General features: G+C 30.6%; 9 protein-coding genes. 8 read left to right on the top strand and 1 reads right to left on the bottom strand.

The features are described from left to right. Positions 1 to 434: 434 nt before the first annotated feature. The 5 genes from J3477_RS24390 to J3477_RS24370 all read left to right on the top strand — a co-directional run bounded on the left by J3477_RS24390 (position 435) and on the right by J3477_RS24370 (position 5941). On the top strand, positions 435 to 1337 hold the full coding sequence (locus tag J3477_RS24390; RefSeq protein WP_206872838.1) for a D-alanine--D-alanine ligase: 903 nt from the start codon (positions 435 to 437) through the stop codon (positions 1335 to 1337). A gap of 402 nt (positions 1338 to 1739) precedes the next feature. After that, complete coding sequence (locus J3477_RS24385; RefSeq protein WP_206872837.1) at positions 1740 to 2402, top strand: phosphatase PAP2 family protein; 663 nt, start codon at positions 1740 to 1742, stop codon at positions 2400 to 2402. Then, positions 2348 to 3049, top strand: coding sequence for a response regulator transcription factor (locus tag J3477_RS24380; protein ID WP_206872836.1), 702 nt, complete (start codon positions 2348 to 2350; stop codon positions 3047 to 3049). The genes J3477_RS24385 and J3477_RS24380 overlap by 55 nt, the downstream gene beginning before the upstream one ends. Further along, complete coding sequence (locus tag J3477_RS24375) at positions 3039 to 4568, top strand: sensor histidine kinase (RefSeq protein WP_228731361.1); 1530 nt, start codon at positions 3039 to 3041, stop codon at positions 4566 to 4568. Before J3477_RS24380 ends, J3477_RS24375 begins: the two co-directional genes overlap by 11 nt. 350 nt (positions 4569 to 4918) lie before the next feature. Further along, a complete protein-coding gene (locus J3477_RS24370) occupies positions 4919 to 5941 on the top strand; it encodes a glycoside hydrolase family 25 protein (protein ID WP_206872835.1) in 1023 nt (340 codons plus the stop codon). A gap of 156 nt (positions 5942 to 6097) precedes the next feature. Here the strand turns inward: J3477_RS24370 and J3477_RS24365 are convergent, their stop codons facing one another. Further along, entirely contained in the window at positions 6098 to 7138 is a 1041-nt protein-coding gene (locus J3477_RS24365) for a M42 family metallopeptidase (protein WP_206872834.1), read from the bottom strand. Positions 7139 to 7627: 489 nt separating this feature from the next. Here J3477_RS24365 and J3477_RS24360 point away from each other — a divergent pair, with 489 nt between their 5' ends. The 3 genes from J3477_RS24360 (at position 7628) to J3477_RS24350 (ending at position 12008) form a co-directional block, all read left to right on the top strand. Continuing rightward, on the top strand, positions 7628 to 9070 hold the full coding sequence (locus tag J3477_RS24360) for a VanW family protein (protein ID WP_206872833.1): 1443 nt from the start codon (positions 7628 to 7630) through the stop codon (positions 9068 to 9070). A gap of 464 nt (positions 9071 to 9534) precedes the next feature. Beyond that, a complete protein-coding gene (locus J3477_RS24355; protein ID WP_206872832.1) occupies positions 9535 to 10878 on the top strand; it encodes a glycoside hydrolase family 1 protein in 1344 nt (447 codons plus the stop codon). A 101-nt stretch (positions 10879 to 10979) separates the two neighbouring features. Next, on the top strand, positions 10980 to 12008 hold the full coding sequence (locus J3477_RS24350) for a LacI family DNA-binding transcriptional regulator (RefSeq protein WP_206872831.1): 1029 nt from the start codon (positions 10980 to 10982) through the stop codon (positions 12006 to 12008).

Here is a 12008-nt window from a genome sequence, read left to right as displayed (position 1 = left end):
TTCACATCCGTTCAGAAAAGGCAGATGCGTAAAAAAAACACTAATAAAGAACGATTAGCGATTTTTTAGAGCCACTACATCTGAAAAAATCATTTAATTCTAATAGCTCGCTCATATAGCATCTCCTTTATAACCACTTAATTTCAACAATGCTCTTAAACATAGCCCAAAATATAAATTTAATTATGAAGTAATTAATCTATAACAGTATATCTTTTAAAATCGATTGACATACTATATAGTTAGGGTTCTTTGTGGAAATTAAATACAATGGCTTTAAGGAATCTGATTAAAGTGATATAATTAACAAGATTTGATTTTTTATCTACTCTTTATAAAATTACATTTAGGATAATGTATAAATAACTTTATTTGTTATAGTAAAAAAGTTACTTAAGTAAAGAGTAAATAAGAAGTTCTTTGGAGGGATTATAATGAGAGTCGGAGTTATAATGGGGGGAATATCCTCAGAAAGAGAAGTTTCTTTGAATAGCGGACAATCTATATTAGCCAATTTAGATAAGGAAAAGTATGAAATCATTCCAATAGTTATAGATGCTAAAGAAGATTTATTTACAAAAGTCAAAGAAATAGATTTTGCGCTACTCGCTTTACATGGAAAATTCGGAGAAGATGGAACAGTTCAAGCAGTCCTTCAGACCATGGGAATACCTTATTCTGGGTGTGATACTTTAAGTAGTGCCGTTTGTATGGATAAGGATATGACTAAGAAGATATTAAAATCAAGGGATATAAGAACTGCACCTTGGTTTAATGTTAAGTCACTAGATGATATTGACTATAGGAAAATAGATGATTTGGGATATCCAGTAGTTGTAAAGCCTAATAATGGTGGGTCATCAGTAGCTACCTTTGTAATTAAGGAAGAGTCAGAAATTGAAAATTCGGTTATTGAAGCTTTAAAATGGGATAAGGAAGTTATGATTGAAAAATATATAAAAGGTGATGAAATAACTTGTCCGATTTTGGATGGACAGATGTTTCCAGTGCTTGCTATAAAGCCTAAATCAGCTTTTTTTGATTACACATCAAAATACTCAGATGGTGGAGCAGATGAGTTTATAGTAGAACTAGAATCTTCACTTCATAAACAGGTTGAAGAAATGGCACTAGCAACCTATAATGCTCTTAAATGTAGCGTTTATGCAAGAGTTGACATGATAGTTAGTGAAGGAGTTCCGTATATATTAGAAGTCAACACATTACCAGGAATGACTAAGAATAGCCTTTTTCCAAAAAGTGCGGCAGGAAAGAATATAAGCTTTAGTAAGTTACTAGATTTAATAATAGAAACTTCAATAAAAGAACGTAGTTAAAGATAAAATTAATAAAATTAAGCCATGATCTTTTTTCTGAGGTCATGGCTTTTAACAGTTCTGGGATGAATAGCATATTATCTTTAATATGTAGGTAAGCATAAAACTTCAAGTTAACTAAACCTAAAAATTTTTAAATACATAGGAAAGAAAGATGAGTAAAAAAGGCTTGCTTCAGAGACTTTTTATTAAGATAATATTAAGAATTTAACCAATTATTTATTAAGAATTAACATGTATAATAGAAATATAGAATTAGTTGTTTGTAAAATAACTAAGTTTAATAGTAAAATTAATAGTGTGGAGTCAAAAATCTATACTTCAATTTGAAAGTGTAAATTAAAATATATTATTTAATTATTAATTATTAAGATTAATTTGATAAGGATTAGGGAGATTGTTATGAGAAACAAGTTGAAACACGCGCTTTTTGTTCTGCCATACTTTGTTATAGGAGTTTTATATCAATATTTTAATAAGCCCATTAATGGTGATGTGCATAGCCTCATGACTTCTATGGATAGAAGTATACCTTTTGTTAAGGCGTTTATAATCCCATATTATATATGGTATGTTTTTATAGGATTTACTATTCTGTATCTTTTAGTCAATAATATTAAAGAATACTATAAATATATAATTTGTTTATGCGTAGGCGAACTAATCTGTATATGTATATATCTAATTTTTCAAACTACAGTACCTAGACCTATAGTTGTTGGTAATGATATATTAAGTAATTTAATAAGAAACATATATGAAATAGACAGACCGTATAATTGTTTTCCAAGTATACATGTTCTTACTACATCAATAACTATGATATATCTATGGAAAAATAAAGACTTAAAAACTTGGTTCAAAATTGTAATTCAAATAGTAGGGATTTCTATAATATTATCTACTCTATTTGTAAAACAACATGCAATTATGGATGCTGTTGCAGGTGTTATACTAGCTTTGAGTATGTTTAGCTTCATAAATATAATGGAAGAGGTAGGTGTAAGATATTGGAGAAGGAAACAATACTTATCGTTGACGACGAAAAAGAAATACGAGATTTAGTGGAGATTTATCTTAAGAATGATGGATACAACACAATAAAAGCTTCTGATGGGCAGGAAGCACTTGAAGTTTTAGAAGAAAAAGATGTTGACTTGATAATATTAGATGTTATGATGCCTAAACTTGATGGTATAGAAGCATGTATGAAAATAAGGGAAGAAAGAAATACGCCTATAATAATGTTATCTGCGAAAAGTGAAGATATGGATAAGATTTTTGGACTCACAACAGGAGCTGACGATTATCTAACTAAACCATTTAATCCATTAGAGCTACTTGCAAGGGTAAAGTCCCAGTTAAGGAGATATATTAAGTTAAACAATAATGTAATTCCAAAAAAGAAAGATAATGTAATAGAAATAGAAGATTTAACAATTAATATAGAAACACATCAAATTGATATTAACGGTAAGGAAGTAAAACTTACTCCAATTGAGTTCGACATACTAGCTCTTTTATCAGAAAATAGGGGTAAGGTATTTTCTATAGAAAATATTTATGAGAGTGTTTGGAATGAAAGCTTTATACAATCAGATAATACTGTTATGGTTCATATAAGAAAGATAAGAGAAAAACTTGAGGAAAACCCTAGAAAGCCTAAATATATTAAAACTGTTTGGGGAGTAGGATATAAAATTGAGAAGTAAGAAGTTTCTAAAGTTTAGATTTATCAGATGGGTATGGAACTGGAAGATAATGAAACCAGTTAGACTTGTATTCAAGATCTTTAAGGAAAGAATGGAAAAGAGTATTAGGTTCGAACTTGTTGTTACCTTCGGAATCTGTTTCCTGATATCACTTTTTTGTTACGGTATAGCTAATGATATATTACGTGATAATTATAAATCAGCTACTCTTGTATATGATGATAGCGAAATACAGGATAGAGCTCAAAGATTTTCTAATTATTTGATAAATACTAAGGATTTGTCTATAACTAATACTAGTGATATTCAAAAAAGTGTAGAAAGATTTTATGGTGCTAATGCAAATGAGAAAGTTATATTAACAGATCTAGATGGTAAGATTGTATACAAAACTAATAATGTAATCCAAAATTCAGTTGATGTCTATGCAACTATAAAATATGCTATGGACTCTTATTCTAATAGGTATAACAATCAATACAGAACTGAAGGAAAGGAATTTGTAATATTTTACCCACTTAATATAAAAGATGAGAAGCTTTATCTATTTATTTTTGCAACTCCACAAGCTAGGATGGAATATAATGAAACCTATTCATCTGATTCTATAATGGCTTTAATCATTGCAGTAGTGGTATTTGTAACAAGCTTTATATATATAACCAATAAAAAGATGAAGTATATAGAGGAAATTTCAGATGGGCTAAGAAAAATTGCATCAGGTGATTTGAGTTTTAGAATAAATGGAAGAGGAAAAGATGAGCTTAATAATCTAGCGGAAAATATTAATTACATGGCTTCCGAGATAATGAATAGAATCGAAGCAGAAAGAAAAGCTGAGAAGACAAAGAATGAACTTATAACAAATGTTTCTCATGATCTAAGAACACCACTTACCTCTGTAATGGGATATATAGGACTTCTTAAAGATGGAAAGTACGAAAATGAAGATCAGATGAAAGAGTATATGAACATAGCTTTTAATAAATCTGAGAAAATAAAAATACTTTTAGAAGATCTTTTTGAGTATACAAAATTAACTAATCAGGGAGTAAGTTTATATAAAGAGCAAGTTAACTTAAATGAGTTTTTATCTCAGCTTATAGAAGAACTTATGCCTCTTTTTGATGAAAGAGGACTTAGAATACATAAAGACTTTACAGAGGAAAGATTGGAAGCTAATCTTGATGTAAATAAAATGCTAAGAGCTTTTGAAAATCTATTGGGAAATGCTATAAAGTACTCATTTGCGAATACAAATATAACTGTAAGCTTAAAAAGAGAAAATGAATATGCACTTATATCGATAAAAAATAAAGGTGAAAATATACCAAGAGAAAAGCTTGAAAAACTGTTTGAAAGATTTTATAGAGCAGACGAATCTAGAACATCTGAAAATGTAAGTGGTAGCGGCCTTGGACTTGCCATATGCAAAAATATCGTAGAACTTCATAGTGGACGCATCTGGGCAGAATGCCAAGGTAATGATATAAAGTTCTCCGTAATGATAAGGTTATAGTTTGTTCAGCTATTTTTTTATTCAGTAGTTTTCTAGAATATAAGTATATTTAAAAATTGAGATGCTTCTACAGGAGATACTATATGAGCAAGCAGCTAGAATTAAATGATTTTCGGAAATGAAACAACGTTAAAAAACTTTATTGTTTGAACGAAGTGAGTTATAAAGTTTTAGTTGTTTCATTGTAGGAAATCATATTAATTCTTTGCGCAGCTCATTTAAGTATCGGATGTAGGAGCATCTCAATTTTCGTATACATTACATTAAAATAAAAATTTTATTATTTTGTAACGTTACTTGGACTACTATAATATCCTAATGGTATGAGTATTATTATAGTTGGAGGAACTATGCAAAATAAAACAATGTTTAGTACCTTCGGTGCTGATATAAATGAGTACAAATCAGGGGTTAATTTTGCTATCCTTGCAAGAACTGTAGATTTTCTTTATCTTAGAGCATCTGGTTCAGGGTCAGGTAGATTTAGAGTTGATACTAAGTTTATTGAATTTGCAAAAGGCTCAAGGTCCGTAGGTATCCCAGTAGGGGCATATCATTATGCATTACCTTCTGCTGATTACGCTACAGCGGATAGTCAATGCGATGCCTTTATAGGCGTTCTTCAAGATGGATTTGGCCAAGGAGATTATGGTGATTTATTTCCAGTACTTGATGTAGAAGCACCTACAAATAAATCTATTACAACTGCACAGCTTGTAAACTGGGTAGATAGATTTAGAAAAAGGTTTGAAAGTAAGACAAGAAGAAGACTTATGATTTACACAGGAGTATTTTTTGTAAATCTATATGATGATTTTAAAATAGCTGGAAAAGGATATCCGTTAAGTAATATGCCACTATGGATTGCAATGTATAAAGAAATTGCAGGTAATCCACCTGTTCCACCAGATATAGGCGGATGGAAGAGATGGAGAATATGGCAGTATACAGAAGCTGGAGATATTCCGGGAGTTACTCCACCTGTAGATTTGAACTATGGACCAGATAGCATAGATATGCTTATGCCACCAGCTGATGTAAAAGGACTTTATGCAAGAACTGATAATAAAAATATATATGTATCGTGGACAAAGAATAAAGATAAGGATCTTTTAGGATACAATATATTTGTTAACAGCAACTATGCAGGTACTGTAGGAGTGAATGATACTTATTATGTTATACCAAAATCAAAATTTACACTTCCAGCCGGAAGGCCTATAGAAATAGGTATAGAAGCATTCGATTTTGATGGAGACTTTTCAAAGAAGAGGACTAAATTTTTAATTCAACCAACAAGAAGTGATGATCAATTAGAATATGGAACTTATTTTGATGGAGATTATTTTATATTTGGAGAAGGCGAAAAGTAGAATAATTTATAGAATAAAAAAATGCCCTATTAAGTTGGGCATTTTTTTACTATATTAAGAAAGTATGAAAATTTCTTGTCTGCTAAACCCACATATTTCAATATTATTAGAAACGTATTATGGATATACAATAAAAATTAAAGTTAAGTTCATAGATTATTTAGTTTTTGAGTACGTTAATACCAACTTTAGAGTCTCTATAAGGGAATCTAAGTGGGTTCGTTCATAGGCATGAGATGCAAAAACACCAGGGCCAATTAAAGCGGTTCTTATATCCCAACCAGCATTTACTGCTGCAGAGGCATCGGAACCATAGTGAGGGTATATATCTATCTTATAATTTATATTATTCTCTTTGCATAGATTTACAATTTTTTTTCTTAAGTCATAATCATAAGGACCGGAAGAATCCTTTGCACATATACAGACAGCATATTCAGATGAATTTTGTCCAGGACCAGGAGCGCCCATGTCTACAGCTATAAATTCTTTTGTGTTCTCAGGTAACCCTGCCTTAGCACCATGTCCAACTTCTTCATAAGTAGAAATAAAAAAATGTGTGTTGTATGGAAGCTTAAGATTTTCCTCAGAAATATATTTTATTGCTGTTAATAGAACTGCTACACTAGCTTTATCATCAAGATGTCTACTTTTCACAAAGCCTTTTTCTGTTATGGTAGCTCTAGAGTCAAAGCAAATAAAGTCTCCAACATTTATACCTAGTCTTTCAGTATCTTCCTTGCTAAATACTTTTTCATCAATTATCACTTCCATATTTGGAGCGATTCGCTTTAAATCTCTAGCATCATCTCCGCTTATATGAACTGATGGCTTTATAGTTTGTATAGTTCCAGTATAAGAATTACCATCTAAAGTTTCTATAGTACAGTTTTCGCCGTCTATAGATGTCATCATAAATCCACCAACTGGTGTAAGCTCTAAAGCACCATTATTCTTTATTTCCTTTACCATAGCACCAAGGGTATCTACATGGCCAGAAAACACTCTATCAAAGTTATTATCTTCCCCTTTGAAGCTTACAAGAATTGCACCTTTATTGGTTACAGTATAATTAACATTAAGTTTTTCTAGCTCAGTTATTACGTATTTACGGATATTATCAGTATATCCAGTAGGACTAGAAATGGTTAGAAGATTAATTAAATAAGTTTTCAATGCATCTAAATCAAATTTCATTTTTTATCCCCCAAATAAATCTTTTTTATAATATGTACCGCTTGATTTTTTATATTTTCAAAGTATACTCTCAAGTCCAAGAGGAAAATTAAAAATATATTTCTGATTAAGCTAGTACATCTTTAGATTATACATCTAAAATTATAGCGTTTCCATGTAAAAGTAAAAAAATCAGATTGAGTCACAATATATACTATGTTTATCTATACAATGTTAAGTAATAAATTTAAAACAATATTATAAAAGTCAGAAAATATCACATCATAAATAATATGATAAAAATATCTTTGTAACTTGTACCTAAATATAAAGTTTACAATAAAAGTATATTTATTAATGTTTTTTTTTATAGTATAATTAGGAGTACCATAAAGGATATACCAATCTAATTGTTAAATATTTGAAAACATTTATAATCTATTATTAATATAAGATGAAAATATGTCAAATTACTTTTAGGTGGTTCATTAATAAGAGAGGAGAAAATATATGAGCAACGAAGTAAGAAAAAATAAGACTTTAAAGTTGGTAGTTGCTGGGACTGTAGCTGTAGTAGTGATTGGATTATCTGGAGCTGGTGTATACGCCATGACTGTAAAGAATCAAGTTGCAAAATGGGATAATAAGATATACCAAGGTGTAAAGGTTAATGATATTGATCTTTCAGGTAAGACAAAAGAAGAAGCGGTAAAACTATTAGAAGATAGTTTTTCAAATACAATAAAGCAAAAAAAGCTTGTTGTTAAGGCATTAGACCAAAACTTTGAGCTTGACTATTCAAATTTAAACCCTCAATTTAATGTTCAAGAAATGGCTGGAAAAGCTTTAGAAGAAGGAAAAAATTTATCTTTATTTCAGAAAAATGATATTATAAAAAACGGGACTAATAAAAATCTTCCTCTAGAATTTAAATATGATGACAGTAAGATAAAGGCATTTGAACAGCAAATTGAGAGCAAAATAAATCAAGACCCTGTAAATGCAAAAATCTCCATAAGTGGAGGGAATATAAATATTACTGATGATCAAACAGGTCGTAAAGTTAATACCGAAGAATTGGACAAGTTGATTAAAACTAACATTAATGGGAAAATTGAGCAGCAGACTGTTGTTCAGGCACCAATAGAAGAAGTTAAGCCTAAGTACCAAAAATCAGAACTTGCAAAAATTGATGGCAAGATTTCAACTTTTTCAACTAGTTTTGCAACTTCAAATCCAGGAAGATCGGCTAATGTAACTTTGGCTAGTAATTTCATAAATGCTAAGCTTCTAATGCCAGGAGATAGCTTTAGTTATAATGAAGCTGTTGGTGAAAGAACTACAGCTAGGGGCTTTAAAGATGCTGCAATATTTGTTGGAGATAAAGTTGAGCAAGGAGTTGGCGGAGGTATATGTCAAGTTTCAACTACGCTTTATAGAGCTGCTATGAGAGCTGGTATAAGATCAACTGAAAGAAGTAATCATTCTATGCCTACAAGTTATTCACCAGTAGGATTGGATGCTACCGTTTATTGGGGATCATTAGATTATAAGTTCAAAAATACATATAATTTCCCTGTATATATAGAATCGTATACAAGTAATAAAAATGTTTATGTAAACTTTTATGGAAGTATAGCTGGAATGGGTGGAAAAACCTATGAATTATTTGCAGATACTTTAGCAAAGTATGATCCTACAATATCAAAAGTAGATGATAGTTCTCTTTTAGAAGGTCAAACTCAATGGGATAAACAACCAGTTACTGGTTATAAAGTGAAGAGCTATTTAGTAACTTATCAAGATGGAAAAGAGATTGCGAGAGAAAATATAGCTACTGATAATTATCAAAAAGTTAACGGAGTTATGAAGGTGGGAACAAAGAAAGCTACACCTCCACCTGCGGCACCTCCAGCAACTCAAACATCAACAACACCAGGAACTAACCAATAAAAAAATAGCTAAACAAAAGTCATCCTTTAGGATGGCTTTTTTACTTTATATGGAAATGTAAAATTTTTAAGGTAGCTAAATCTATATATTTCAATGCTTTTAGAAGATTTTTATGGCAATACATAAAAAAATAAAACTTATCCGTCTGCCAGATTTTCCTCATATTTATTTGGAAATGCAGATGCGTTAAAAAGCTCGCTTTAGCGATTTTTTAATTTTAAGGATAATTCAAGTGAAGAATACTTTTTTCAAGTAATATATTGTTGTTATTCAAGCAAAGGATTGACATAATAAGTTTGTATGAACAAAGTGAGTTTAAAGATGTACCAGTTCCAAATAAAATTTATATTTGATGATCCTATTAACATTAATAGTTAACAGAAGTATCGCTTAGTTTTATTAGCTTGAACTGGATTATCTATAAAGATGATATTGAAGAAATAAAAGTCAAAGGAGAAATACAAATGTTACGAAAAGATTTCTTATGGGGAGGAGCTGTTACGGCTCATCAAAGTGAAGGTGGTTATACTGAAGGTGGAAAAGTACCAGCAGTTTGCGATTTGACAACAACAGGAGAATTCTCTGACTTTAAGGATGGAATTGATTCATATCATAGATATGAAGAGGATTTTGATTTATTCCAGGAGATGGGATTTAATGCTTATCGTTTTTCTATTGATTGGTCTAGAATGATGAGTGATGAAGGTATTTATAATGAAGCTGGTTTTGAGTTTTATGATAAGTTTATAGATGCTTTAATTGAAAGAGGAATGGAGCCTATTCCTACACTTTATCATTTTGAAATGCCTATTTTTTTACATGAAAAATATAACGGCTTTTATAGTCGTAAGGTTGTTGATATTTTTGTGGAACTATGCAAGAAGATTGTTAATCGCTATGGACATAAGGTTAAGCATTGGATTATTTTTAATGAACAAAATGGAATATTGCAAAAAGGTCCTAAAATGTTTTTTGGTAGCATTTGTCCAGAAGACGTTAATTCACAGATGTTTGACAATCAAATTATGCATAATACACTGATTGCTCATAGTTTAATTAATGAATATATTCATTTGCAAGGTGGAACGGTCATGGGGATGGCGACAATTGTTCAAAGTTATCCAGAGACTTGTCATCCATTAGATACATTAGAAAGTATGAAAGCACAGAGTGAAGCTTACGCCTTTTTAGATGTTTTTGCTCGAGGGCATTACAATTCGTATTATTACGCTAATATGAAAAATGAAGGAACTATGCCTGAAATTCTTGAAGGAGATTTGGAGACTTTAAGGAAAGGGATTACAGATTATTTGGCTATTAGCTATTATATGTCTACCATATCTCATTATGGAGAAGAGAGTTTAACCAATGTAAATGATGTTGTGATTAAAAAGAATCCTTTTTTAGAAATGTCTAAGTTTGGTTGGACAGTTGACCCAATTGGTTTAAGGATTACCTTAAGACAATTGTATGACCGTTATGAAATGCCTATTTACATTGTAGAAAATGGATTTGGATATGATGATCAAATCGATGAAAAAGGTCAGATTTTAGATGATTATCGTATTGATTATATGAGTAAACATATTGAAGAGATGAAAGAAGCTGTTTGCGAAGGGGTTGATTGTAGAGGTTATCTTGCTTGGGGACCAGTAGATATCCTCAGTAGCCGTGCTCAAATGAAGAAAAGATATGGCTTTATTTATGTGAATAGAGATAATGATGATTTGAAGGATATGCGTAGAATCAAGAAAAAGTCATTTGCTTGGTTTAAGCAGGTTATCAAGACAAACGGAGAAGAGTTATAGCATATGGCTCTATAATATATTAGTTTTTAGTAAAATTAAAGTTACTTCAGACATAATTAATTTAAAACATATCCCAAAGTATAAAGAAAGGATAATAGCTTATGAAAGTCACAATGAAAGATATTGCTAGCAGGTTAGGAATTTCTATCAATGCTGTATCTATAGCTTTGAATGATAAAGTTGGTGTGAGCGAAGCAATGAGATTAGAAATATTACGTACTGCTGATGAAATTGGGTACATAAATCAAAAAAGACAATACTTATCGGTGTTATCAAAGACTAATGTTTGTATTTTGATGCAGAGCTATTATGCAGATACAGGACATTTTTATTCTATTGTTTTACGTTCTATTGTTGAACAAGCAAAAGCTTTTGGCTATTTCTCCATTTTGAACTATTTTGAAGATATTGAATTTACTATGCCTAAGTGTATTCTAGAAAGGAAAGTAGCTGGGATTCTAGTGGTTGGAAAAATATCTGATTATAATTTAATGATTTTGAAAAGAACTGGGATCCCAGTTGTTCTTGTTGACTTTACATCTTTATGTGATCCAAGTGATTGTGTGTTAACTCATAACAAACAAGGTGGATATATGATGACAAATCATGTAATCCAAAAAGGCTATAAAAAAATAGGTTTCTTTGGCGATTTAGATTATTCCTTTAGTTTTGAAGATAGGTTTGTAGGATATAAGCAGGCACTTCTTAAAAGTAATATATCAGATTATGAAGGTATAGATAGTTATATTGAGAAATATTCTTTTTTAAAAGGTATAGAAAGATTTATATTAGCAAATCAGATTTCTGAGGTTATAAATATTTTAAAATCAAAAGAATTGCCAGAGGTTTTAATTTGTGCAAATGACTCCAATGCGTTTGCGGTAATTTCTGCATTAAAGGATATGGGTGTAAAGGTTCCAGAGGATATTGGGGTAGTTGGCTTTGACGATACACCCTTATGTGAAAAATCAATTCCTAAAATAACAACTGTTCAAGTACAAAAGGAGTTAATGGGGCAAGTTGCTGTTTCTAATTTAATTGATCGGATACATAGAAAAGATAATATACCAATGACACAATTATTAAGTGTGAAAGTTGTAGAAAGAGATTCGTTAAGACTTAGAGATTAA

This window comes from Clostridium zeae (genome assembly GCF_017312485.1).
Lineage (GTDB): Bacteria > Bacillota > Clostridia > Clostridiales > Clostridiaceae > Clostridium_AR > Clostridium_AR zeae.
Note: the sequence above shows the minus strand (reverse complement) of the source record. Positions and strands in the feature narration are given on the sequence as shown.

Coding starts and splice junctions, on each gene's coding strand:
- J3477_RS24385 (WP_206872837.1), top strand. CDS start 1,740: ATGAGAAACAAGTTGAAACACGCGCTTTTTGTTCTGCCATACTTTGTT.
- J3477_RS24360 (WP_206872833.1), top strand. CDS start 7,628: ATGAGCAACGAAGTAAGAAAAAATAAGACTTTAAAGTTGGTAGTTGCT.
- J3477_RS24355 (WP_206872832.1), top strand. CDS start 9,535: ATGTTACGAAAAGATTTCTTATGGGGAGGAGCTGTTACGGCTCATCAA.
- J3477_RS24350 (WP_206872831.1), top strand. CDS start 10,980: ATGAAAGTCACAATGAAAGATATTGCTAGCAGGTTAGGAATTTCTATC.
- J3477_RS24390 (WP_206872838.1), top strand. CDS start 435: ATGAGAGTCGGAGTTATAATGGGGGGAATATCCTCAGAAAGAGAAGTT.
- J3477_RS24370 (WP_206872835.1), top strand. CDS start 4,919: ATGCAAAATAAAACAATGTTTAGTACCTTCGGTGCTGATATAAATGAG.
- J3477_RS24365 (WP_206872834.1), bottom strand. CDS start 7,138: ATGAAATTTGATTTAGATGCATTGAAAACTTATTTAATTAATCTTCTA.